Source organism: Streptomyces sp. NPDC107550 (assembly GCF_055639095.1).
On the sequence record NZ_JBVKBC010000011.1, the window covers coordinates 12,050 to 36,613 of the forward strand.

The 24,564-nt window shown below is 72.1% G+C and carries 19 protein-coding genes; 9 read left to right on the forward strand and 10 right to left on the reverse strand.

Annotated elements, in window-relative coordinates:
* From narI to ACZ7LY_RS17020, 5 genes are all read right to left on the reverse strand, one after another.
* The gene (narI, locus tag ACZ7LY_RS17000) at positions 1–723 is read right to left on the reverse strand and encodes a respiratory nitrate reductase subunit gamma (RefSeq protein WP_471625380.1); all 723 of its coding nucleotides are present in this window, start codon (positions 721–723) and stop codon (positions 1–3) included.
* Complete coding sequence (gene narJ / locus ACZ7LY_RS17005) at positions 720–1,343, reverse strand: nitrate reductase molybdenum cofactor assembly chaperone (protein WP_471625381.1); 624 nt, start codon at positions 1,341–1,343, stop codon at positions 720–722. Before narJ ends, narI begins: the two co-directional genes overlap by 4 nt.
* Positions 1,340–2,956, reverse strand: coding sequence for a nitrate reductase subunit beta (gene narH / locus ACZ7LY_RS17010; RefSeq protein ID WP_471625382.1), 1,617 nt, complete (start codon positions 2,954–2,956; stop codon positions 1,340–1,342). Before narH ends, narJ begins: the two co-directional genes overlap by 4 nt.
* 4 nt (positions 2,957–2,960) lie before the next feature.
* Positions 2,961–6,647: a nitrate reductase subunit alpha gene (locus tag ACZ7LY_RS17015; RefSeq protein WP_471625383.1), complete on the reverse strand. Its 3,687-nt coding sequence runs from the start codon at positions 6,645–6,647 to the stop codon at positions 2,961–2,963.
* A 112-nt stretch (positions 6,648–6,759) separates the two neighbouring features.
* Positions 6,760–7,602, reverse strand: coding sequence for a helix-turn-helix domain-containing protein (locus ACZ7LY_RS17020; protein ID WP_471625384.1), 843 nt, complete (start codon positions 7,600–7,602; stop codon positions 6,760–6,762).
* A gap of 39 nt (positions 7,603–7,641) precedes the next feature.
* Here ACZ7LY_RS17020 and ACZ7LY_RS17025 point away from each other — a divergent pair, with 39 nt between their 5' ends.
* Positions 7,642–7,947 carry a 4a-hydroxytetrahydrobiopterin dehydratase gene (locus tag ACZ7LY_RS17025; protein ID WP_471625385.1) on the forward strand — a complete coding sequence of 102 codons (306 nt, stop codon included), beginning with the start codon at positions 7,642–7,644 and terminating at the stop codon, positions 7,945–7,947.
* A gap of 20 nt (positions 7,948–7,967) precedes the next feature.
* The gene (locus ACZ7LY_RS17030; protein WP_471625386.1) at positions 7,968–8,675 is read left to right on the forward strand and encodes a class I SAM-dependent methyltransferase; all 708 of its coding nucleotides are present in this window, start codon (positions 7,968–7,970) and stop codon (positions 8,673–8,675) included.
* A 12-nt stretch (positions 8,676–8,687) separates the two neighbouring features.
* On the opposite strand, the gene ACZ7LY_RS17035 is transcribed toward ACZ7LY_RS17030, so the two are convergent.
* On the reverse strand, positions 8,688–9,671 hold the full coding sequence (locus ACZ7LY_RS17035; protein WP_471625387.1) for an aldo/keto reductase: 984 nt from the start codon (positions 9,669–9,671) through the stop codon (positions 8,688–8,690).
* 591 nt (positions 9,672–10,262) lie between these two features.
* Between ACZ7LY_RS17035 and ACZ7LY_RS17040 the strand changes: the two genes are divergently transcribed.
* The gene (locus ACZ7LY_RS17040; protein ID WP_471625388.1) at positions 10,263–11,153 is read left to right on the forward strand and encodes a class I SAM-dependent methyltransferase; all 891 of its coding nucleotides are present in this window, start codon (positions 10,263–10,265) and stop codon (positions 11,151–11,153) included.
* Between the two features lie 118 nt (positions 11,154–11,271).
* Here the strand turns inward: ACZ7LY_RS17040 and ACZ7LY_RS17045 are convergent, their stop codons facing one another.
* The 3 genes from ACZ7LY_RS17045 to ACZ7LY_RS17055 all read right to left on the reverse strand — a co-directional run bounded on the left by ACZ7LY_RS17045 (position 11,272) and on the right by ACZ7LY_RS17055 (position 15,313).
* A complete protein-coding gene (locus ACZ7LY_RS17045) occupies positions 11,272–12,063 on the reverse strand; it encodes an aldo/keto reductase (protein ID WP_471625545.1) in 792 nt (263 codons plus the stop codon).
* A 230-nt stretch (positions 12,064–12,293) separates the two neighbouring features.
* Positions 12,294–14,120 (reverse strand): AMP-dependent synthetase/ligase, encoded by a 1,827-nt coding sequence (locus tag ACZ7LY_RS17050; protein ID WP_471625389.1) that lies wholly within the window; start codon positions 14,118–14,120, stop codon positions 12,294–12,296.
* Between the two features lie 329 nt (positions 14,121–14,449).
* Positions 14,450–15,313, reverse strand: a complete 864-nt coding sequence (locus ACZ7LY_RS17055) for a LysR substrate-binding domain-containing protein (RefSeq protein ID WP_471625390.1) — start codon at positions 15,311–15,313, stop codon at positions 14,450–14,452.
* A gap of 158 nt (positions 15,314–15,471) precedes the next feature.
* On the opposite strand from ACZ7LY_RS17055, the gene ACZ7LY_RS17060 reads away from it, so the two are divergent.
* Positions 15,472–16,521, forward strand: a complete 1,050-nt coding sequence (locus ACZ7LY_RS17060) for a bile acid:sodium symporter family protein (protein ID WP_471625391.1) — start codon at positions 15,472–15,474, stop codon at positions 16,519–16,521.
* 108 nt (positions 16,522–16,629) lie between these two features.
* On the opposite strand, the gene fdhD is transcribed toward ACZ7LY_RS17060, so the two are convergent.
* Positions 16,630–17,484, reverse strand: a complete 855-nt coding sequence (fdhD, locus tag ACZ7LY_RS17065; RefSeq protein WP_471625392.1) for a formate dehydrogenase accessory sulfurtransferase FdhD — start codon at positions 17,482–17,484, stop codon at positions 16,630–16,632.
* A gap of 397 nt (positions 17,485–17,881) precedes the next feature.
* Here fdhD and ACZ7LY_RS17070 point away from each other — a divergent pair, with 397 nt between their 5' ends.
* From ACZ7LY_RS17070 to ACZ7LY_RS17090, 5 genes are all read left to right on the forward strand, one after another.
* Complete coding sequence (locus ACZ7LY_RS17070; RefSeq protein ID WP_471625393.1) at positions 17,882–18,829, forward strand: beta-ketoacyl-ACP synthase III; 948 nt, start codon at positions 17,882–17,884, stop codon at positions 18,827–18,829.
* Positions 18,830–19,039: 210 nt separating this feature from the next.
* Complete coding sequence (locus ACZ7LY_RS17075; RefSeq protein WP_471625394.1) at positions 19,040–20,221, forward strand: ROK family transcriptional regulator; 1,182 nt, start codon at positions 19,040–19,042, stop codon at positions 20,219–20,221.
* A 470-nt stretch (positions 20,222–20,691) separates the two neighbouring features.
* Positions 20,692–22,200: a sugar ABC transporter ATP-binding protein gene (locus tag ACZ7LY_RS17080; RefSeq protein ID WP_471625546.1), complete on the forward strand. Its 1,509-nt coding sequence runs from the start codon at positions 20,692–20,694 to the stop codon at positions 22,198–22,200.
* Between the two features lie 184 nt (positions 22,201–22,384).
* Positions 22,385–23,401: an ABC transporter permease gene (locus ACZ7LY_RS17085; RefSeq protein ID WP_471625395.1), complete on the forward strand. Its 1,017-nt coding sequence runs from the start codon at positions 22,385–22,387 to the stop codon at positions 23,399–23,401.
* 76 nt (positions 23,402–23,477) lie between these two features.
* Positions 23,478–24,539, forward strand: coding sequence for a substrate-binding domain-containing protein (locus ACZ7LY_RS17090; protein WP_471625396.1), 1,062 nt, complete (start codon positions 23,478–23,480; stop codon positions 24,537–24,539).
* The last annotated feature ends 25 nt before the right edge of the window (positions 24,540–24,564 follow it).

Consider the following 24,564-nt stretch of genomic DNA (forward strand, 5'->3'; position numbering starts at 1 on the left):
CTACGACCCGGTGCGCTCCCACCCCCGCCGCTCCGGCCGCGGGCCGAGGCGCCGCTGGTCGCGGCTGCGGTAGACCACGTACGGGCGGAACAGGTACTGCACCGGCGCGCTGAACATATGCACGAGCCGGGTGAACGGTACCAGTGCGATCAGCAGCATGCCCACCACCGCGTGCACCTGGTAGAGCACCGGCACGCCGTCCATCCGGTACGTGTCCGGGCTCAGCGTGAACAGGCTGCGGGCCCACGGCGCGATCGTCTCGCGGTAGTGGTAGCCGTCGCCGGAGGCGTGCGTGAGCTTGGCGACCATGCCGAGCACGATCGCGGCGAACAGGACGAGGTACATCAGCTTGTCGTTGCGGGTCGTCGCCCGGAACACCGAGGTCCGCGTGCGGCGGCGGAACAGCAGCAGCACGATCCCGGCCACCAGCAGCAGCCCCGCCGCCGTCCCCCCGTACAGCGAGAACAGGTGGTACGTGTGCTCGCTCACGCCCGCCCTGTCCGACCACGACTGCGGGATGAACAGGCCCACGAGATGGCCGACGAGGACGAAGAGGATGCCGTAGTGGAACATCGGCGAGGCGATGTTGAGCAGCTTCGACTCGTAGAGCTGGGAGGAGCGCGTCGTCCAGCCGAACTTGTCGTAGCGAAAGCGCCAGAGCGTGCCCGCGACGAGCAGCACGAAGGCGACGTAGGGCAGCACGCCCCAGAGCAGGGTGGTCACCGGGCGTCCTCCTTGACCAGCAGCGGAAGTTGCTCGCGCCCTTCGGCCAGGCCGAACCCCTCGGCGCCGAAGGGTTCGAGGCCGACCTCCTCGCGTGGCGGGCCCGAGCGGGCGAGCGCGAGGGCCGCGGCCCGGTCCTTGGGGGAGGGCCCCGGCAGGGTCGCGCAGACGGCCTCAAGCACGCCCGCGTACGGGGTGCCGTGCTCGCCCAGCGCGATCCGCAGCAGTTCGAGGCCGCTGCGGTGCTCGGTCAGCAGGAACGGGCCCGCCTGCGCGGAGAACTCCAGGACGGCGGGGAGGAAGTCCGGCAGCTCCTCGCCCGTGAACTCCAGGCCGTGCTCCCGGTACACCTCCTTCATGCGCACCAGCGACATGCCGCGCCTGCGCGTGTCACCGTCGCGCCACCACGTCAGATAGAGGCTGTGCCGGTTCTTGAAGTCGAAGACGCGCACATAGTGTTCGGCCAGCTCACGCGGCCCTGCCGCCTCCGCGTGGTCGACGAAGGGCGCGAGCGCGGGCGCGGCGGCCCGCACCAGCGGCAGTCGCTCGTACAGCTCCGCGTCGGGGTACGTGAGACAGAGCGCCGCCGCCTGGTACAGCAGCGAGGTCCGGTCCGTCATGGGGTCTCCTCCTGCTTGTCCGCGGTCTGCCGGCGCTTGCTGAGGTGGAAGTTCTCGACGGCGACCACCGGAAGCAGCTTGCGTCCGGCGGCCGTCGGGTTGCCGGAGTCGCCGCCGAAGGGGCCCTCGCCGCCCATGCCGGGCCCGTCCGCGTGGTCGAGCGAGCAGGTGTCGGGCACCGCGCTCTCCTCCAGGCGCCGCGCGTCGCCGACGGCGGCGGTCGGGATGACGTACCGGTCCTCGTACTTGGCGATGGCGAGCAGCCGGTACATCTCCTCGACGGTCGCCGGGTCCATGCCGACCGACGCGGCGATGCCGGGGTCCGGGCGCTCGCCCAGGTTGATCGCCCGCATGTGGGAGCGCATCGCGGCCAGCTTCTCCAGCGACGCCCGCACCGGGCCCACGTCGCCCGCGGTGAAGAGTTCCGCCAGGTACTCCATGGGGATGCGCAGCGTGTCGATCGCGCCGAACAGGTTCGCGTGGTCCTCGCCGTCGTGCCCCGTCTCGGTCAGCGCGTCGACGACGGGCGAGAGCGGCGGGATGTACCAGACCATCGGCATCGTCCGGTACTCAGGATGCAGCGGAAGCGCGACCTTGTACTTGCTGATGAGCGCGTGGACGGGGGAGCGGCGGGCCGCCTCCATCCAGTCGTACGGGATGCCGGCCTCCTCGGCGGCCCGCCGCACCCCCGGGTCCTCCGGATCGAGGAAGACGCCCAACTGGGCCTCGTACAGGCCCTGTTCGTCGGTCGTCTCGGCCGCAGCGGTCACCTTGTCGGCGTCGTAGAGGATCACGCCGAGATAGCGCAGCCGGCCCACGCACGTCTCCGAGCAGACCGTCGGCAGGCCCACCTCGACGCGCGGGTAGCACATCGTGCACTTCTCGGCCTTGCCGGTGCGGTGGTTGAAGTACACCTTCTTGTACGGGCAGCCCGTCACGCACATCCGCCAGCCCCGGCAGCGGTCCTGGTCGACGAGGACGATGCCGTCCTCCTCGCGCTTGTACATCGCGCCGGACGGGCAGGACGCCACGCACGCCGGGTTCAGGCAGTGCTCGCAGATGCGCGGCAGATAGAACATGAAGGTCTGCTCGAACGCGAACTTCACCTTTTCGGAGGCCTGTTGCCTGGTCTTCTCCACCATCGGGTCGAGGTCGCCGTAGCGGGGCGCGCCGCCCAGGTTGTCGTCCCAGTTCGAGGACCACTCGATCTTCATCGGCTTGCCGGTGATCTGCGAACGCGGCTCGGCCACCGGGTAGTCGTCGCCGAGCGGCGCCTCGGTGAGATTCTTGTAGTCGTACGTCCAGGGCTCGTAGTAGTCCTTGATGCCGGGCAGCTTGGGGTTGGAGAAGATGCCCGTGAGCTTCTTGAACCGGCCGCCCGCCTTCAGCTTCAGGGCGCCCTTCTTGTTCAGCTCCCAGCCGCCGCGCCAGGTGTCCTGGTCCTCGTAGCGGCGCGGATAGCCTTGCCCTGGGCGGGTCTCGACGTTGTTGAACCAGACGTACTCCATGCCGTCGCGGTTCGTCCACGCCTGCTTGCAGGTGACCGAGCAGGTGTGGCAGCCGATGCACTTGTCGAGGTTCATCACCATTGCGATCTGGGCCATGATGCGCATGAGTTCAGTACTCCACCTTCTGGCTGCGGCGCCGGATGACGGTGACCTCGTCGCGCTGGTTGCCCGTCGGGCCGAGGTAGTTGAACGCCCAGCTCAACTGCGCGTAGCCGCCGATGAGATGGGACGGCTTGAGGATGAGCCGGGTCAGCGAGTTGTGGATGCCGCCGCGCTTGCCGCTGGCCTCCGCCTTCGGCACGCCGACCGTCCGCTCCTGCGCGTGGTGCATGTAGACCGTGCCCTGCGGCATGCGGTGCGAGACGATCGCGCGGGCCACGACCACGCCGTTGCGGTTGACGGCCTCGATCCAGTCGTTGTCCTGCACGCCGATCGCCTCCGCGTCCTGCGGCGCCATCCAGATCGACTGGCCGCCGCGCGAGAGCGCCAGCATGAACAGGTTGTCCTGGTACTCGGAGTGGATCGACCACTTGTTGTGCGGGGTGAGGTAGCGGACCGTCACCTCGCGTTCGCCGTCAGGCCCGAGGCGCGGCTCGCCGAACAGGCGGTTCATGTCGAGCGGCGGCCGGTACACGGGCAGCGCCTCACCGAGTTCGTGCATCCAGTCGTGGTCCAGGAAGAACTGCTGACGTCCCGTCAGGGTGTGCCAGGGCTTGAGGTGTTCGGTGTTGAGCGTGAACGCGGTGTAGCGCCGGCCGCCCGCCTCGCTGCCCGACCACTCCGGCGACGTGATGACCGGCACCGGCGCGGCCTGCGTGTCCGCGTACGTGATCCGCTTGCCCTCGTGCTCGGCGGCCAGATGCGCCATCTCCTGTCCCGTACGGGCCTCCAGGGTGTGGAAGCCCTGGGTGGCGAGGCGCCCGTTGGTCGTGCCGGACAGGGCGAGGATCGTGTTCGCCGCCTTGACGGCCGTGTCCAGTGCCGGGCGGCCGTCGGCGACCCCGCCGCGGACCGTGCCGTTGCGCGCCCGCAGCTCCTCGACCTCCTGGTCGGGCTTGAGGACGATGCCCTTCGCGGGCAGGCCGAGCTGTTCGACCAGCGGGCCGAGCGCGGTGAACTTCGCGCCGATCGCCGTGTAGTCCCGCTCCACGACCACGAGGTTCGGCAGTGTCTTGCCCGGCACCGGCTCGCACTCGCCCTTGCGCCAGTCGAGGACGACCCCGCCCGGCTGCGCGATCTCGCCCGGGGTGTCGTGCTGGAGCGGCGCCGCCACCAGATCGCGCCGCGTGTCCAGATGCCCGGCCGCCAGCTCGCTCAGCCGCACCGCGAGCGCCTTGAACGTGTCGAAGTCCGTACGGGCCTGCCACGGCGGGTCCACCGCGGGCGTGAAGGAGTGGACGTAGGGGTGCATGTCCGTGGACGACAGGTCGTGCTTCTCGTACCAGGTGGCGGCGGGCAGCACCACGTCCGACAGGAGCGTCGAGGACGTCTGCCGGAAGTCCAGTGACAGCAGCAGGTCGAGCTTGCCCTCGGGCGCCTCGTCGCGCCAGGTCACCGTCGTCGGGCGCTCGCCGGGGGCCGCCTCCTCGGCGCGCAGCGAGGACTGCGTGCCCAGCAGGTGCTTGGTGAAGTACTCGGCGCCCTTCGCCGACGAGCCGAGCAGGTTCGCCCGCCACAGGGTCAGCACCCGGGGCCAGTTCTCGGGCGCGTCCGGGTCCTCGCAGGCGAACTTCAGCGTGCCCGCCTTGAGTTCGGCGACCGTGTCCTCGACGCTCTGCTCGCCGAGCGCCAGCGGATTGCGGTCGAACGTCGGGTACGACGGCATCCAGCCGGACCGCGCCGACAGGGCCAGGCAGTCGGCGCCCGTCATCCCCGCGAAGGCGCTCTTGCCGAGCGGCGAGGCCAGCACGTCGGCGCCGAACCGGTCGTAGCGCCACTGGTCGGTGTTGAGGAACCAGTACGCGGCGCCGATCATCTGGCGCGGCGGACGCGACCAGTCGTTCGCCGACGCAAGCGAGGCCCAGCCGGTCACCGGGCGGCACTTCTCCTGGCCCACGTAGTGCGCCCAGCCGCCGCCGTTCCTGCCCTGGCAGCCGGTGAGCTGGAGCAAGGAGAGGAACCCGCGGTAGATCGTCTCGGAGTGGAACCAGTGGTTGGTGCCGGCGCCCATGAGGATCATGCACCGCCCGCGCGACTTCTCGGCGGTCGCGGCGAACTCCCGGGCGATCTTCACGCACTTCGCCGCCGGTACCGAGGTGTGCGCCTCCTGCCAGCCGGGCGTACCCGGCGTCGAGGCGTCCTCGTACCCGCGCGGCCAGGCGCCCGGCAGGCCCTCGCGGCCCACCCCGTACTGGGCGAGCAGCAGGTCGAAGACCGTCGTCACCAGCGGGCCGCCCGCGCCGCCGAGCTGGGTCGCCGGGACCCCGCGCCGCACGATGTCGCCCCGGCCCTGCCCGTGCGTGCCGCCGTCGGTGTCGAAGCGGGGCAGCAGTACCTCCACGCCCCGGGCGACCTCGCTGCCGTACAGGCTCAACCGGGGCTGGATCGCGCCCAGTTCGAGGTTCCACTTGCCCTTGCCCGACTCGGTCCAGCGAAAGCCGAGGGAGCCGTTGGGGACGGCGACGCGGCCCGTGCCCTCGTCGAGCACCGCTGTCTTCCACTCGGCGCCCTCGCCGCCCTGCCCGAGGTCGGCGGCGCGCAGGAACTTCGCCGGGACGAACGCGCCGTCGCGCTCCTCCAGCGTCACGAGGAACGGCAGGTCCGTGTACTTCTTCACGTAGTCCGTGAAGAACGGCGTGCCCCGGTCGACGAAGAACTCTTTCAGGATGACGTGCCCCATGGCGAGGGCGAGCGCGCCGTCCGTGCCGGGGTGCGGGTGCAGCCACTCGTCGGCGAACTTGGCGTTGTCCGCGTAGTCCGGCGCCACCACGACGACCTTCTGCCCCCGGTAGCGGGCCTCCGCCATCCAGTGGGCGTCCGGCGTCCGCGTCACCGGCACGTTCGAGCCCCACATCATCAGATACGCGGCGTCCCACCAGTCGCCCGACTCGGGCACGTCCGTCTGGTCGCCGAAGACCTGCGGGGAGGCGACGGGCAGGTCCGCGTACCAGTCGTAGAACGACAGCATCGGCGCGCCGATCAGCGACATGAAGCGGGCGCCCGCCGCGTGCGACACCATCGACATCGCGGGGATCGGCGAGAAGCCGGCGACGCGGTCGGGCCCGTACGTCTTGATGGTGTGGACATGGGCGGCGGCGACGATCTCGACGGCCTCGTCCCACGTGGCCCGCACCAGCCCGCCCTTGCCGCGCGCCTGCTGGTAGCGGCGGCGGCGCTCCGGGTCGGCCTGGAGGTCGGCCCACGCGAGCACCGGATCCTTCAGACGGGCCTTCGCCTCCCGGTACATCTCCAGGAGCACCCCCCGGATGTACGGGTAGCGCACGCGCGTCGGGGAGTACGTGTACCAGGAGAACGCGGCGCCGCGCGGGCAGCCGCGCGGCTCGTACTCGGGGCGGTCGGGGCCCACGCTCGGATAGTCCGTCTGCTGGGTCTCCCAGGTGATGATGCCGTCCTTGACGTACACCTTCCACCGGCACGAGCCCGTGCAGTTCACACCGTGGGTGGAGTTCACGACCTTGTCGTGGCTCCAGCGGTCCCGGTAGAAGACGTCGCCGTCCCGGCCGCCCTCGATGCGGACGCTGTGCAGGTCGGCGGAGGCCGTGCCCCGCCGGAAGAACCGGCCCGCGCGCAGCAGCGCCGCGTCCGGCTCGGTCGGGGTGCGCGTCGTGTCGGTCACCGTCTGCTCCCTCGCTGATCCCTTCCTGCGCACGCTAGGAGCGGGCCGGGGTCCCCGCATCCGGGCGGGGGCCGTTCGGAGGGGGCGCGGGGCAGCGGGGAGCGGCTTCTTGTCAGCCGAGGGCCGAGCGCAGGTACTTCGCGGTCGCCGGGTCCGCCGGGAGCAGCGTCTCCACGGCCAGCTCGGCGACCGTCACGTCCATCGGTGTGTTGAACGTCGATATCGACGACACGAACGACAGCACGTGCCCCTCGTGCTCGATCACCATCGGCAGCGCGAAGCACCACGACGTCACCGGCCCGCCCGGGTCCTGACCGCCCGGGTCCTGACCGCCCGTCGCGTCCGGCGCCGGGTCAGGTGCCGGGTACGCGGCGACCTCCTCGTACAGCTCCCGCAGCTCACGCGAGCGCACCAGGGCGAGCTGGCGCTCCATCTGGGCCAGCAGATGCGCCCGCCACTCGGCGAGATTGCGGATGCGCGGCGCGAGGCCCCTGGGGTGCAGGGTGAGCCGCATGGTGTTCATCCGGCCCCCGGCCAGCAGTTCCTCGGGCACCGAGCCGATCAGCAGGGCGATGCCCCGGTTGGCGGCGACCACGTCGTAGGCCGCGTCCACGATCAGCGCGGGATACGGCTCGAAGCCGCGCAGCAACTGCTCCAGGCCCTCGCGCAGCACGGCCAGCGCCGGGTCGTCCAGCGGGGTCTGCGGATAGCGCGGCGCGTATCCGGCGGCCAGCAGCAGGGCGTTGCGCTCCCGCATCGGCACGTCGAGACGGTCCGCGAGCCGCAGGACCAGTTCCTCGCTGGGGCGGGAGCGGCCCGTCTCCACGAAGCTGATGTGCCGGGCCGAGGAGTCGGCCCGCAGCGCCAGTTCGAGCTGGCTGACCTTCCGCCGCTCCCGCCAGCCGCGCAGCAGACGGCCCACTTCCGACGTGTTCTCGCGCGCCACAGTCGTCATGGCACGACGGTATCCCGGCTCCGGTGGCACGCTGGGGGCATGTCCAGTGAACCCCTTTCCCGCACCGACATCGAGGCCGGCCTCGCGGAGCTGCCCGGCTGGTCCCTCGACGGCGACCGCATCACCCGCACCTACCGGCTGGCCTCGCACTTCGCGGCGACCGCGCTGGTCGTGCACATCGCGCAGACCCAGGAGGAGATGGACCACCACTCCGAACTGACCCTCGGCTACAACACGGTGACCCTCGCCGTGCACTCCCACGACGCGGGCGGCGCCGTCACCGGCAAGGACCTCGCCCTCGCCCGCCGCGTGGAGGAACTGGCCCCCGCCCACCTGGCGAGCTGACAGCCTCTAAGGTTCCGGGTGTGCTCGACTACGACGAGGAAGCCGCCCGGTACGACACGACGCGCGGCGGTGAGCCCCGGGCGCGGGCCGCCGCCGACGCCGTACGCGCACTGCTGCCGCCCGGCACCCGGACCCTGCTGGACCTCGCCTGCGGCACCGGGCTTGTGACCCGGCGTCTGCGCGGCGCCGGCGTACGCGCGTTCGGCGTCGATCTCGCGCCCGGCATGCTCCGCGCCGCCGCCGACCGCCTGGGCGGCGCCGTGGCACGCGCCGACGCGCGGCGGCTGCCGTTCCGCTCCGGCACGTTCGACGCGGTGACGGCGATCTGGCTGCTGCACCTGGTGGACGACGCGGCGCCGGTCGTCGCGGAGGCGGCACGGGTGCTGCGCCCCGGCGGGGTCCTCGTGACGACCGTCGACAAGAACGCCGCGCACCTCGTCGGCAGCGACCTGTGCGCCCTCGTCGCCCCCTTCGCCGTCGAGCCCGTCACGGACGCCGCCGACCGGATCACCGCGCTCGCCGCGGCGCACGGCATGCGGCCCGCCGGACTGACCCGGTTCACCGGGTACGGCCAGGGCCGCAGCCCGCACCGGCTCGCCGGGGACGTGCGTCAGGGCCGCGTGTACGCGACGGGCGGCGAGGCGCTGGCGACCCGCCTCGACGCCCTGCCCGACCCTGACGAGCGGCGCCCCGATCCCACGTACGAGGTCCGCGCCTACCGGTTGTGAGCGGGCGTGGGGTCAGGCCGTGTCCAGACGGTGGCGCTCCTCGGGGGTCAGCTCCAGGTCGACGGCTGCGAGGCTCTCGTCGAGCTGGGCCGGCGACGACGCGCCGACCAGCGGGATCGCGGGGACGTCCGCGCCCATCAGCCAGGCGAGCACCACCTGGTTGACCGTGGCCCCCGCCGACTTCGCCACGTCCCGCAGCGCCGCGAGCCGTGCCGCACGGCTGCCGTGGTCGTGGCCCGGGCCCAGCGGCTTGTCGGCGCGGACGTAGGCGCCCGCGAGCAGCGGCGAGTACGCCACCAGCGCGAGGTCCGGCTCCGCCCGCACCATGCTCAGCAGATTGCCCTCGACCGTGCCCAGCTCCCCGTCCGGGGACAGCGCGCTGCGCAGATCCGTGCGGTGCCGCAGATAACTGTGCTGGTACTGGAGCACCTCGTACCCCGCGATGCCCTCGGCCCTGGCCAGCGCCCGCGCCCGCTCCACCTGCCACGCCCAGTGGTTCGAGACGCCGAGCAGACCGACCGTCCCCTCGGCCACGAGCGCTCCGAACGCCCTTACCGTCTCGGCGAGTTCGACGGCCGGGTCCGGGATGTGCGCGTACAGCAGGTCGAGCTTCGCCACGCCGAGCCGCTCCGCGCTGCCGGCCACCGCGGCCCGGATCGCCGCCGCCGACAGGCCCTCCGCGTTGTCGACGAAGCCGGTGCCGGGGGAGCGCGGGGCGGCGCCGACCTTGGTGGCGATCACCACCTCGTCGGTGACGCCCCGGCTGCGCCGCCAGGCGCCGAGGACGCGTTCGCTCTCGCCGCCGACGCTGCCGGTGTGCCAGTACGCGTAGTTGTCGGACGTGTCGATGAACGTGCCGCCCGCCGCCACGTACCGGTCCAGCAGTGCGAACGCCGTCGCCTCGTCCGTCGCCGTGCCGAACAGCATGGCGCCGAGGCTCAGTGCGCTGACCTCGCGGCGGGTGGCCGGGTCGGTGCCGATGGTGCGATATCGCATGGGGGCTCCCTCGTCGTGCTCGACGGCTGAGGTGCGTCGGGCTGAGGGCAGCGATTCAACGCGTTGGAGCGCACGCGAGGTCAAGCGCGGGGCGGCTGGCCGCCGGGTGCGGGTTTCGTCGTGGCTGGTCGCGCAGTTCCCCGCGCCCCTGAGGGGGCTGGCCTCAGCGCCGACTCCCGGCCTCCGGCGCTGGGTCCTGGCGGGCTGGCCTCGCCGCCAACTCCCAGCCCCTCCGGCGATTGAGGAGCGGAGTCCGGGGCGGAGCCCCAGGCGTTGTCGCCGGGTGCGGGTTTCGTCGTGGCTGGTCGCGCAGTTCCCCGCGCCCCTGAGGGGGCGATCAGCGCCGGCACTTCTCAGGCGCCCGCCGCCTTGGGCAGTCTGCCGCCTGGGGCGGCACGGGTGGGCAAGGCGGCACCCAGCGCCGGGTGCGTGATCGTTGTGCCTCGGGTGCAGCCCTGGTGGGGCTTCTCGCGCAGTTCCCCGCGCCCCTAAGGGGGTTTGCTTGAACGGCAAAGTTAGTTGCCCCCTGTGGGAGGGGGCCGCACTCTGGAGGGACTCCGGTTGCAGGAACGAAGGGCGGCGATCTCAGTCATGGCACACGGCCATCACCAGCACGGGCACGCGCACGGGCACGACCACGGCGATCTGGACTGGGCGACGATGATCCCCCACCTGGAGCGGAACGCGGAGGTCTACACGCCCCTGTACACCCAGGCCCTGGACTGGCTGCGCCAGTCCCGCCCCGCCGGCACGGACCTCATCGTGGACGCGGGCGCGGGCCCCGGCGCGGTCTCCCGCCACCTGGCGACGGCGTTCCCGATGGCACGGGTCGTCGCCGCGGACCCGGAGGAGACCCTGCTCGCCCGCGCCGCCGGACAGGCGGAGAAGGCGGGCATCGCCGACCGCTTCGAGACGCTGCGCGCCGAACTCCCGCAGGACGCGGACAAGTTGCCGGAGGCGGATCTCGTCTGGGCGGCGCGCTCCCTGCACCACGTAGGAGACCAGGCGGCGGCCGTCGCCGGGCTCGCCGGGCGCCTCGCCCCCGGCGGCACCCTCGCGCTCGTCGAGGGCGGCCTGCCCTGGCGCAGCCTGCCGCGTGACTTCGGCATCGGCCGGCCCGGGCTCCAGGCGCGGGCCGACGCGCTGGAGGAGGACTGGTTCGCCGGAATGCGCGAGTCCCTGCCCGGCACGCGGAAGGACACGGAGAACTGGACGCGGCTGCTCGCGGACGCCGGCCTGAGCGGCGCGACGAACCGTACGTTCCTGCTCGACCTGCCCGCGCCGCTCGCGCCGACCGCCCGTGAGCTGGTCGTCGAGCTGTGGACGCGACGCCGCGAGGGTCTCGCCGAGGGCCTCGACGCCGACGACCTGGCCACGCTGGACCGGCTGCTCGACCCGGCCGATCCGGAGAGCCTGCACCGGCGCTCCGACCTGTTCCTGCTGACGGGCCACACCGTCCACGTGGCGCACCGGCCCGCGTAGCACGGTCACCCCGGGCGGCACCGCCCCGGGAACGCCGCCGGCCCGGACCTGTGTGAAGGTCCGGGCCGGCGGCTTCGCCCGTACGGGTGAGGCACGGGCGTGAGGGGCGCGGGTGGCGTCAGGCGACGTCGAACGTGGCCGGGTCCGGGCCGAGCCGCCGGTCCTCGTTGAGCGCGCTGATCGCGCCGAGGTCCTCGGCGTCCAGTTCGAAGCCGTACACGTCGATGTTCTCCCGGATCCGCGAGGGCGTCACGGACTTCGGGATCACCACGTTGCCCTGCTGCACGTGCCAGCGCAGGACGACCTGCGCCGGGGTGCGGCCGTGCTTCTGGGCGATGGCGACGATGGCCGGGACCTCCAGGATGCCCTTGCCCTGGCCGAGCGGCGACCACGCCTCCGTGGCGATGCCCAGCTCCGCGTGCTTCTCGCGGGAGGCGTGCTGCTGGAGGTGCGGGTGCAGCTCGATCTGGTTGACGGCGGGGATGACGGAGGTGTGCTCGGTCAGCCGGTCCAGGTGCTCCGGAAGGAAGTTGGAGACACCGATGGCCCGGGCGCGGCCTTCCTCGTACAGCTTCTCCATCGCCTTGTACGTCTCCACGTACAGGTCCTTGGACGGCAGCGGCCAGTGCATGAGGTACAGGTCCACGTAGTCGAGGCCGAGCTTGTCGAGCGACGTGTCGAAGGCGCGCAGCGTCGCGTCGTGGCCCTGGTCCGCGTTCCACAGCTTCGTGGTGACGAACAGCTCCGCGCGGGGGATGCCGGAGGCCGCGACGGCCTTGCCGGTGCCCTCCTCGTTGCCGTAGATCGCCGCCGTGTCGATGCTGCGGTACCCGGCCTCCAGGGCCGCCGCCACCGCCTTCTCTGCCTCGTCGTCCGGCACCTGCCACACGCCGAAGCCGAGCTGCGGCATCTCGACGCCGTTGTTCAGGATGATCGGGGGAACCTTGCTCACGAGGTGTCGGTCCTTACGTCGTCTGGTCATCGGGCGATGCCCGGTCCTGCTCGGTACTCCCATGGTCAACGATCACGGGTCCGCCCGCATTCCACGAGCACCGCACTCCAGCATGCCAGTCACGTATGTGAATCCTGTGCGCAGGATCGGACCGTCATGTGTGCCCGCACCGACCCGCCGGGCGCCGGTCAGCCCTGGTAGAGGGCGTCGACCTCGGCCGCGTACACCGTCTCGATGGCCTTGCGCTTGAGCTTGAGGGACGGCGTGAGCAGGCCGTGCTCCTCGGTGAACTGATGGGCCAGGATGCGGAAGGTGCGGATCGACTCCGCCTGCGAGACCAGGGTGTTGGCGGCGACGACCGCGCGCCGGACCTCCGTCTCCAGATCCGGGTCGCGCACGAGGTCGGAGGGGGTCATGAGCTGCTTGCCGCGCATGCCGAGCCAGTGCTCGACGGCCTCGGAGTCGAGGGTGACGAGCGCGGCGATGTAGGGCCGGTCGTTGCCGACGACGATGCACTGGGCGACCAGCGGATGGTCGCGGACCCGCTCCTCGAGCTGCTGCGGCGACACGCTCTTGCCGCCGGAGGTCACGAGGATCTCCTTCTTGCGGCCGGTGATCGTCAGATAGCCGTCGGCGTCGAGCGCGCCGAGGTCGCCGGTGGCGAGCCAGCCGTCGTGCAGGGCCGCGTCGGTGGCCTTCGGGTCGTTGAGATAGCCCTGGAAGACGTTGCCGCCGTGCAGCCAGACCTCGCCGTCCTCCGCGATGTGCACGGTCGTGCCGGGGATCGACTTGCCGACCGTGCCGAAGCGGGTCTGCTCCGGCGGGTTCGCGGTCGCGGCGGCCGTCGACTCGGTCAGTCCGTACCCCTCGTAGATCGTGACGCCCGCGCCCGCGAAGAACAGCCCGAGCCGCCGGTCCATCCCCGACCCGCCCGACATCGCGTACCGCACCCGGCCGCCCATCGCCTCGCGGACCTTCGCGTACACGAGCTTGTCGAACAGGGAGTGCTGCACGCGCAGCGACGCCGAGGGGCCGGGCCCGGTGCCGAAGGCTCTCGCCTCCTGCGCGTCCGCGTACTTGACCGCGCAGTCGACGGCCTTCTCGAAGGGGCCGGCCTTCCCCTCCTTCTCCGCCTTGCGCCGCGCCGCGTTGAACACCTTCTCGAAGATGTACGGCACCGCCAGGATGAACGTCGGCTTGAACGCCTGGAGGTCGGGGAGCAGCGCCGCCGCGTTCAACTGCGGCTGGTGGCCGAGCTTCACGCCGGCGCGGACCGCGGCGACCTCCACCATCCGCCCGAAGACGTGCGCGAGCGGCAGGAAGAGCAGGGTGGACGGCACCCGGTCCCGCTTGGTCGAGAAGACCGTCTCGTACCGCTCGACGACCGTGTCCGCCTCGAACATGAAGTTGCCGTGCGAGATCACGCAGCCCTTGGGGCGGCCGGTCGTGCCCGACGTGTAGATGACGGTGGCGACCGACTCCGGGGTGACCGCGCGGCGGTGGCGGTGCACGGTCTCGTCGTCCACGTGCGTGCCGGACGCGGTCAGTTCGGCCACGGCGCCGCCGTCGAGCTGCCACAGCCGGTGCAGATGCGGCAGCCGCCCGATGACGGTGGCGATCGTCATCGCGTGGTCCTCGTGCTCCACGACCGCTGCCGAGACCTGGGCGTCGTAGAGCATCCAGAAGACCTGCTCGGCCGAGGAGGTCGGATAGACCGGCACGACCTGCGCGCCGATGGTCCACAGCGCGAAGTCGAACAGGGTCCACTCGTAGCGGGTGCGCGACATGATCGCCACGCGGTCGCCGAACCGGATGCCCTGGGCGAGCAGCCCCTTGGCGAGGGCGAGCACCTCGTCCCTGAACGCGGCCGAGGTGACGTCCTGCCAGCGGCCCTCGGCGTCCTTGCGCCCGAAGGCGATGTGGCCGGGGTCGTCCTGGGCGTGGTCGAAGACGGCGTCGGCCAGGCCGCCCACCGGCGGCGCCGACGCCAGAGGGGGGTGGGTGAACTCGCGCAAAGTTGCTCCTTGTGGCGCTCCGCAGCGTCGGTGACGGTACCCGACCGGGCGGCCCCGCGGGAGGGGCGTCAAAGGGCGCGAAGCGGGCGTCATACCCACAGGTCAGCCGCAGAAATCCGGCCACAACGGAAGGCGCGGGACAGAATTCTTACGGATGAGTAAGTTTCGGTGCCGTAATCTCCCGGCCCTCTTCACCGTTTCCCGCCCCTCTCCACCGAATCTGTACGACGGGGTCACGAGGGGCCACCGCCCGGCCTTTTGGGCGGAGCGGTCGGTTCCGCAACGGTGCGCGGGGGTGACCGTACCAGCCGCGGGGTCCGCGGGTCCGCTCATCGGTGCAGACGGTCGCCGCCCGCCAGGATCGCCGCCGCGAGCGCCCGCGCCGGCTCCTGCGCCTCTCGCGGCCGGTCCTGCGCCTGCCGTACGACGAAGTCCACCTCGCCGAGCTGCGGCAGCCCCGCCCGCTCCGGCACCCGCACGAGCCCCGGCGGGATCAGCCCGCGCGAGTGCGCCATCACGCCGAGGCCCGCCCGCGCCGCCGCGATCAGCCCGTTCAGCGAACCGCTCGTGCACGCGATCCGCCAGGCCCGCCCGTGCCGCTCCAGCGCCGCCATCGCCTGCGCCCGCGAGATCCCCGGCGGCGGGTAGACGATCAGCGGGACCGGCCGCTCCGGGTCGATCCGCAGCCGCTCCGAGCCGATCCACACCAGCCGGTCGTGCCACACCGACTCCCCGCCCGGGTCCTGCGGGCGCCGCTTGGCGAGGACGAGGTCCAGCTCACCGGCGTCGAGCAGTTCGTGCAGCGTCCCCGACAGCTCCACCGTCAGCTCCAGATCGACCTCGGGGTGCTCGGCGCGGAACGACTCCAGGATCTCCGGCAGCCGCGTCAGCACGAAGTCCTCCGACGCCCCGAACCGCAGCCGCCCGCGCAGCCGCGTCCCCGTGAAGAACGCGGCCGCCTGCTCGTGGACGTCGAGGATGCGCCGGGCGAACCCGAGCATCGCCTCGCCGTCCTCCGTCAGCTCCACCCCGTGCGTGTCCCGCGCGAACAGGGTCCGGCCGGCCGCGTCCTCCAGGCGCCGCACATGCTGGCTCACCGTGGACTGCCGCAGCCCGAGGCGCCGCGCCGCCTGCGTGAAGCTCAGCGTCTGCGCCACCGCGAGGAACGTCCGCAACTGCCCGGGGTCGTACATGCTCCGACCTTAGGGCCTGTCCTTCGGATCAGGCCCTAAGGTCGGTCATCACGGAGCGCGATGACAGTCAGAGCGGTATACGGGATTCCCGATGACGATGATCGCGTCCACCATGGAAGACGGCACGACAAGACCCGAGAGCTAGGAACCAGGAACCGATGAAGCGCCCCAGCCTGCCGTCCTGGATACCGGCCGACCCCTACATCCTGGCGCTGATCGCCACCGTGGGCCTGGCCGCGCTCCTGCCCGCGCGCGGCACCGCGGCCGACGTGGCGTCCGGCGCCTCGACCGCCGCCGTCGCCTTCCTCTTCTTCCTCTACGGGGCCCGCCTGTCCACCCGTGAGGCGATGGACGGGCTGCGCCACTGGCGCCTCCATCTGACCGTGCTGGCCTGCACGTTCGTCCTCTTCCCGCTGCTCGGGCTCGCCGCGCGCGGCCTGGTGCCGGTGCTGCTGCCGCGCAACCTGTACGAGGGCTTCCTCTTCCTCACGCTGGTGCCGTCCACGATCCAGTCGTCCATCGCGTTCACCTCCATCGCCCGGGGCAACGTGCCGGCGGCGATCTGCGCGGGGTCCTTCTCCTCCCTCGCCGGCATCGTCCTGACGCCGGTGCTCGCGGCGCTCCTCCTCGGCAACAGCGGGGGCGGCTTCTCCGCGGACTCCCTGGTGAAGATCGTGCTCCAGCTCCTCGTGCCGTTCCTCGCGGGGCAACTGCTGAGGCGCTGGATCGGCGGGTTCATCGCCCGCCACAAGAAGGTCCTCGGGTACGTGGACCGCGGCTCGATCCTCCTCGTCGTCTACACGGCGTTCAGCGAGGGCATGGTCGAGGGCATCTGGCACCAGGTCAGCGCCGTACGGCTGGCCGGGCTGCTCGGCGTGGAGGCGGTGCTGCTCGCCGTGCTGCTCGCGGTCACCTGGTACGGCTCCAAGGCGCTCGGCTTCTCCCGCGCGGACCGCGTCGCCATCCAGTTCGCCGGGTCCAAGAAGTCCCTGGCGTCGGGGCTGCCGATGGCGAGCGTCCTGTTCGGCGCCCACGCCTCGCTCGCCGTGCTGCCCCTGATGCTGTTCCACCAGATGCAGCTCATGGTCTGCGCGGTCATCGCCAAGCGCCGCTCCCGCGACCCGGAGGCCCGCGCGGCGGACCTGGCCGACGAGCGGGACGGGGACGCGGGGCCTTCCCGGCGGTCGGCGGCACCGGCGTCGCCCTGAGCGCGGGCCGACCGGTCCGTCCCGGGGACCGGCACGCTCGTACCCGTCAGTCCTGGGAGGCCGACACGCTCGTACCCGTACGTCTGAGGGCCGGCACCCTCGTACCCGTCAGTCCTGGGAGGCCGGCTCCCTCGTATCCGTGATCACCCGCTGCTCGCCCGCGTAGACGTTCATGGACGCGCCGCGCAGGAAGCCGACCAGGGTCAGGCCGGTCTCCGCCGCGAGGTCCACCGCCAGCGACGAGGGCGCCGAGACCGCCGCGAGGACCGGGATGCCCGCCATGACGGCCTTCTGCGCCAGCTCGAACGAGGCGCGGCCCGAGACGAGCAGCACCGCCCGCGACAGCGGCAGCCGGTCGTCCTGGAGGGCCCGCCCGACCAGCTTGTCCACCGCGTTGTGCCGGCCCACGTCCTCCCTTATCTCGAGCAGGGTGCCGTCCTCGTCGAACAGCGCCGCCGCGTGCAGCCCGCCCGTCCGGTCGAACACCCGCTGCGACTCGCGCAACCGGTCCGGCAGCGAGGCCAGCAGCTCGGGGGAGAGGCGCACCGGGGGCCGGTCCGCGATCGGGTGGCGGGCCGTCGTGCGCACCGCGTCCAGGCTGGCCTTGCCGCACAGCCCGCACGAGGAGGTCGTGTAGACGTTCCGCTCCAGCGTGATGTCGGGCAGTTCCACGCCGGGCGCGGTGCGCACGTCCACGACGTTGTACGTGTTCGAGCCGTCCTCGGTGGCGCCCGCGCAGTACACGATGTTCTGGAGGTCGGCGCCGGAGCCGAGCACGCTCTCGCTGACGAGGAACCCGGCCGCCAGCGCGAAGTCGTCGCCCGGGGTGCGCATGGTGATGGCGAGCGGCTTGCCGTTCAGCCGGATCTCCAGGGGCTCCTCGGCCACCAGCGTGTCCGGCCGTACGGAGACGTGCCCGTCCCTGATCCGGATGACCTTGCGCCGTTCCGTGACTCGTCCCATGTCCTGATCAGTCCCGGTTCTGTACGTCCTGGCAGCCGATGCGGCCCTTGTTACGGAATGCGCCGCGAGCCGCCGACTTCCCGTGAACGGCGGCGACCTCGGGCCATTTCATTGTCCTGTACGGGGGGTGGGGCGCGGCGGCGCGGGGTCACCGGGCGGGTCACGGGCGGTGCGGCGACCTGGGCGGACGGCGGCCGGTGCGGGGGGAGGCGCGGGGAGGCGGGGCCGGACGGCGGACGTGACGCCGGTCGCGCGGGCGTTCGGGCGTTCACCGCCTGACCTGGCGGAATACTCGGAACTCTCCAAGAGCCGCGCCCGGATCCTGTAGCTGTCCGTCACCTCGTACGCGCCACTCGCTGCGCACACTGATGATTCGCAGCTCACCCGAGGGGGCCCCATGAACGGTTCGCGCATCACCGGCGTCGGCCACTACCAGCCCGCAGGCGTCCTCACCAACGAGGACCTCGCCGGCATGGTCGACACCAGCGACGAGTGGATCCGCTCCCGCGTCGGCATCCGCACCCGCCACATCGCGGGCCCCGACGAGCCCGTCGACGAGCTGGCCGCGCACGCCGCCGCCAAGGCCCTCGCCGCCGCCGGCCTCACCCCGGACGCCGTGGACCTCGTGATCGTCGCCACCTCCACGGCCGTCGACCGCTCCCCGAACACCGCCGCCCGCGTCGCCCACCGCCTGGGCGTCCCCGCGCCGGCCGCCCTCGACCTGAACGTGGTCTGTGCCGGGTTCACGCACGCCCTCGCCACCGCCGACCACACCCTGCGCGCCGGGGCCGCCACCCGCGCCCTCGTCGTCGGCGCCGACAAGATGTCCGCCGTCACCGACTGGAGCGACCGCTCCACCTGCGTCCTCGTCGGGGACGGCGCCGGAGCCGTCGTCGTCGAGCGGTGCGCCGACGGCGAGGAGAGCGGCATCGGCCCGGTCCTTTGGGGCTCCGTCCCTGAGATGGGCAACGCCGTGCGCATCGAGGGCGAGCCCGCGCGCTTCGCGCAGGAGGGCCAGTCCGTCTACCGCTGGGCCACCCGGCAGCTCCCGCCGCTCGCCCGCGCCGCCTGCGAACGCGCCGGACTGACCCCCGCCGACCTCGCGGCCGTCGTGCTGCACCAGGCCAACCTGCGGATCATCGAGCCGCTCGCCGAGAAGATCGGCGCGGTCAACGCGGTCGTCGCCAAGGACGTCGTCCACTCCGGCAACACCTCGGCGGCGAGCGTGCCGATGGCCCTGTCCAAGCTCATCGAGCGCGGCGAACTCGTCAGCGGCGCCCCCGCGCTCCTCTTCGGCTTCGGCGGCAACCTCTCCTACGCGGGCCAGGTCGTCCGCGTCCCCTGATCGGGCCGTCGTCCTCGATACGGGGGTGGTCCTCGATACGGGGGTCGTCCTCGATACGAGGGTTCGCGCGACGGCCTTTGTCCTGTGAGGGGAAAAAGTCGAGGGTAATTCCTGCGCAACTTCTTCCCACACCCGGCGGCCGCTGCTACGTTCCCCATCGAAAGCACGACGACCGGAGCCCGAAGAGGCGGGGAGGGGCACGTGAGACGCATGACGGCTCGACCCGCGAACGCGCACCAGGCGCGGCTGCTGCGACTGCTGCGTGACGGCGGGCCCAACTCCCGCGCCCAGCTCGGCGATCAGGTCGACCTCTCCCGGTCGAAGCTGGCCGTCGAGGTGGACCGGCTCCTGGAGACCGGACTCGTGGTCGCCGACGGACTCGCCGCCTCGCGCGGCGGCCGCCGCTCCCACAACATCCGGCTCGCCCCCGAACTCCGGTTCCTCGGCGTGGACATCGGCGCGACCTCGGTCGACGTCGCCGTCACCAACGCCGAGTTGGAGGTCCTCGGGCACATCACCCAGCCCATGGACGTCCGTGAGGGCCCGGTCGCCATCTTCGAGCAAGTCCTCGCCATGGCCGCCAAGTTGAAGGCGTCCGGGCTCGCCGAGGGGTTCGACGGGGCGGGCATCGGCGTGCCCGGCCCGGTCCGCTTCCCCGAGGGCGTGCCCGTCGCCCCGCCGATCATGCCCGGGTGGGACGGCTTCCCCGTCCGCGAGGCGCTCAGCCAGGAGCTGGGCTGCCCGGTCATGGTCGACAACGACGTGAACCTGATGGCGATGGGCGAGCAGCACGCGGGAGTGGCCCGCCAGGCCCGCGACTTCCTCTGCGTCAAGATCGGCACCGGCATCGGCTGCGGCATCGTCGTCGGCGGTGACGTCTACCGCGGCACCACCGGCTCCGCGGGCGACATCGGCCATATCCAGGTCGAGCCGGACGGCCGCCCCTGCGCGTGTGGCAACAGGGGCTGCCTGGAGGCGTACTTCAGCGGCGCGGCACTCGCCCGCGACGCCGAGGAGGCCGCCCGCGACGGCCGCTCGCCGGAGCTGGCGTCACGCCTCGACGCGACCGGCCGGCTCACCGCGTCGGACGTGGCCGTCGCCGCGACCGCCGGCGACCCGACCTCCCTCGACCTGATCCGCGAGGGCGGCAACCGCACCGGGCAGGTCATCGCCTCCCTCGTCAGCTTCTTCAACCCGGGGCTCGTCGTCATCGGCGGCGGCGTCACCGGACTCGGCCACACTTTGCTGGCCGCCCTGCGCACCCAGGTCTACCGCCAGTCCCTGCCGCTGGCGACCGGCAACCTCCCCATCGTCCTCGGCGAGCTGGGGCCCGCCGCCGGAGTCATCGGCGGCGCCCGGCTCATCAGCGACCACCTGTTCTCCCCGGCGTAGGGCGCCCGCGCCCCGCGCCGCCGCACCACCGCAAGCTCCTGGTCACGCCCGCACCACGGCACCCGTACGCCCTGACCCCGTAGCCCGCTCCCTGTAGCCCTCTTCCCGTACGCCGGTTCCGTCCCACCGGCACCCACGCACCGACGCACCACGCACCGCTGTATCGACATACCCACGTATCCACGCACCGACATACCGACGTACCCCCGCCCCGACACACCCGCGCACCCGGCACCTCGCACCCGGCACCGCCGGCTCCCTACCCCCGCACGCCCCGACGCACGACAGCGCGCACCCCCCCCGCCCCGGCTCCGCGCCCGCCCGAACCGCGCCCCGCACACACCGAACCCCGCCCTGCCGGGCACCGCACCGTGCCCGCCTCACGCTCCGCCCTGCCCTGAAACCGGCCCGCACCCGCTGCTAGGGGACCCGCCATGGCACCTTCGGCCTCACCCGCACCGCTGCTCACCATGTCCGGCATCACCAAGTCGTTCCCCGGAGTCCGCGCCCTCGACGGCGTCGACCTGGAGGTGGCGGCGGGGGAGGTGCACTGCCTGCTCGGCCAGAACGGCGCGGGCAAGTCCACGCTGATCAAGGTCCTCGCCGGCGCCCACCAGCCCGACGAGGGCGCCATCACCTGGCGCGGCGAGCAGGTCGTCCTGCGCTCGCCCATCGCCGCGATGCGCCTCGGCATCGCCACCATCTACCAGGAACTCGACCTGGTGGAGGGCATGTCGGTCGCCGAGAACATCTTCCTCGGCCATGAACCGACCGCCGGCGGCTTCGTCGTACGCGGCAAGGACGCGCGGGACGCCGCCCGCGCCCTGCTGAAACGTCTCGGCCATGGCGGGATCGACCCCGCCACCCTCGTGGGCGACCTGTCCGCCGCCGGGCAGCAGATCGTGTCGATGGCCCGCGCGCTCTCCCACGACGTACGCCTCATCGTCATGGACGAGCCGTCCGCCGCCCTCGACCCCGACGAGGTCGACAACCTCTTTCGGATCGTCGCCGACCTCACCGCCGACGGGGTCGCCGTCGTCTACATCTCGCACCGCCTGGAGGAGATCCGCCGCATCGGCGACCGCGTCACCGTCCTCAAGGACGGGCGCGCGGTCGCGGGCGGACTCCCCGCCAAGGACACCCCGACGCGCGAGGTCGTCGCCCTGATGACCGGACGCAACGTCGAGTACGTCTTCCCCGACCGGCCCCCGCTCACCGATGAACGCGCCGACCGGCGACCGGTGTTGGAGGTGCGCGGCCTCGCGCGTGCGGGGGAGTTCGCGCCGCTCGACCTGGAGCTGCGGCCCGGCGAGATCGTCGGGCTCGCGGGGCTCGTCGGCTCCGGCCGCTCCGAGATCCTGGAGACGATCTACGGCGCCCGTAAGCCGACGTCCGGTCAGATCACCGTGGACGGCGCCGCGTTGCGCCCCGGAAGCGTCCGCGCCGCCATCCGCGCCGGGCTCGGCCTCGCCCCCGAGGAACGCAAGGCGCAGGCCCTGCTCATGCTGGAGTCCGTCACCCGCAACGTCTCCGTCTCCTCCATGTCCCGCTTCTCCTACGGGGGTTGGCTCGACCGGCGCCGCGAGCGCGAGGCCGCGCACGACGCGATCCGCGCCCTGTCGCTGCGGCCCGACAACCCGTCCGTGCCCGTCCGCACCCTCTCCGGCGGCAACCAGCAGAAGGCCGTGCTCGCCCGCTGGCTGCTGCGCGGCTGCAAGGTGCTGCTGCTGGACGAGCCCACGCGCGGCGTCGACGTCGGCGCCCGCGCCGAGCTGTACGCCGTGGTGCGCCGGCTCGCCGACGACGGGCTCGCCGTCCTGCTCGTCTCCAGCGAGGTCCCCGAGGTGCTCGGCCTCGCCGACCGCGTCCTCGTGCTGCGCGAGGGTCAGGTAGTCCACGAGGCGCCGGCCGCCGAACTGACCGAGCACAAGGTCCTCGACCTCGTCCTGCACGCCTCCCCCGAAGGGGCCCCGGCGTGACGCGCCGCCCGTGCTTCCTTTACGCCCCCGCCGGCCTCCCCGTACGGCAAGGCGCCCCAGGCGGCACCTCCGTACGCACCCGGGCAGGCACGCCCGTACACCCCGGGCACCCGCACACGCCCGTATCCCCACGCCCGTCCGTCCGCCCCCGCATCCCCGAACGCCCAGAAGGGACCCCGGCGCCATGACGCAACCCGCCTCACCGGCCCGCCCTGCACCGCCCGCCAGCGCCCCGGCCCCGCGCCCCGGCGTCCCGCGCGGTCTGCGGTTCGACGTCCGCACCCTGTCGCTGCTCGGTGTGCTCGCCGTGCTCGTCGTCATCGGCGGCATCACGCAGCCCGACAGCTTCCTGGACACCGACAACCTGCAACTCGTGCTCACCCAGGCCAGCGTCATCGGCGTCGTCACCGTCGGCATGACCTTCGTCATCATCTCGGGCGGCATCGACCTGTCCGTCGGTGCCATCGTCGCCCTCGCCAGCGTCTGGGCCACGACGGTCGCCACCCAGGAGTACGGCTTCCTCGGCATCCTGTTCACCGCTGTCGTCGTCGGCGTCGGCTGCGGTCTCGTCAACGGGCTGCTCATCGCGTACGGCGGCATGGTCCCGTTCATCGCCACGCTCGCCATGCTGGCCTCCGGCCGGGGCCTCGCCCTGCAGATCACCGACGGCAAGACGCAGATGGTCACCGTCGACAGCGTCCTCAAGCTCGGTGAACGCGACTCCTACCTGCTCGGCATCCCGCCGCTCGTCCTCGTCTTCGCCGCCGTCACCGTCATCGGCTGGCTCGTCCTCAACCGCACGACGTTCGGCCGCCGTTCGGTCGCGGTCGGCGGCAACGCGGAGGCGGCCCGCCTCGCCGGCATCGACGTACGCCGTCAACGCCTGTACCTCTACCTGCTGTCCGGGCTGTGCTGCGGCATCGCCGCGTTCCTGCTGATCGTGCTCGCCGGCTCCGGCCAGAACACCAACGGCAACCTGTACGAGCTCGACGCCATCGCCGCCGCCATCATCGGCGGCACCCTCCTGACCGGCGGGCGCGGCACCATCACCGGCTCCGTCCTCGGCGTCCTGATCTTCACCACCATCACCAACATCTTCGCGCTGAACAACCTCCAGAGCGACGTCCAGCAGATCGCCAAGGGCGCGATCATCGTCGCCGCCGTCCTCGTCCAGCGCCGCACCGCACGCTCCTCCGCCTGAGGTCGGGCCCCCGCCGCCCCCTCCTACGTCAAGACCTTCGTTCGGGAACGACCGTTGTTCGGGAAAGGACGACGCCATGCCAGAGATCACGAGCCAGATGGCGAGCCGCAGACGACTGCTGTTCGGGGCCGCCGCCGTCACCACCGGCGGCCTGCTGACCGCCTGCACCAGCAACGAGCCCAGCGACAAGGGCGACGGCGCCGACAAGGCCGCCGACCAGGCCGTCGCCGACGACAAGAAGGGCAAGCACGTCACCATCGGCTTCGCCGGACCCCAGGCCGACCACGGCTGGCTCAACGCCATCACCGAGAACGCCAAGTCCCGCGCGAAGAAGTACGCCGACGTCACCCTCGCCGCGACCGAGGGCTCCAACGACACCGCAGCCCAGATCGGCCAGGTCGAGACCCTCATCAACAAGAAGGTCGACGTCCTCGTCATCCTGCCCGCCGACGGCAAGGCCCTCACCCAGGTCGGTCTCAAGGCGATGCGCGCCGGGATCCCCGTCGTCAACCTCGACCGCATTTTCAACACCCCGCAGGCGTACCGCTGCTGGGTCGGCGGCGACAACTACGGCATGGGCCTGAGCGCCGGCAACTACATCGGCGAGAAGCTCAAGGACAAGAAGAACGCCAAGGTGATCGAGCTGGCCGGCCTCGACAACCTGGAGCTGACCAAGCAGCGCACCCAGGGCTTCGACGACGCCCTGAAGAACTACCCGAACATCCGCAAAGTCGCCCGCCAGGCCGCCGAGTTCACCGTCGAGTCGGGGCAGGCCAAGATGGCGCAGCTGCTCCAGGCGCAGAAGAGTTTCGACGCGCTGTGGAACCACGACGACGACCAGGGCGTCGGCGCGCTGCGCGCCATCAAGCAGGCGGGCCGCGACGACTTCATGATGGTCGGCGGCGCGGGAGCCCTCTCCGCGTTCCAGGAGATCAAGCAGGACCGGGGCGTGCTCAAGGCCACGGTCCTGTACCCGCCGACCATGGCCGCCTCCGCCATCGACCTGGCCCGCGCGCTCGGCCAGGGCCGGGGCATCAGCGGCATGGCGGAGTTCGAGATCCCCGCCCACGTGACCCTGTTCTCGGCGGTCGTCGACAAGACCAACGTCGACCAGTACATGCCGACCGGCTTCAAGTGACGCGGCCCGCCCGGGCGAGGTGGAC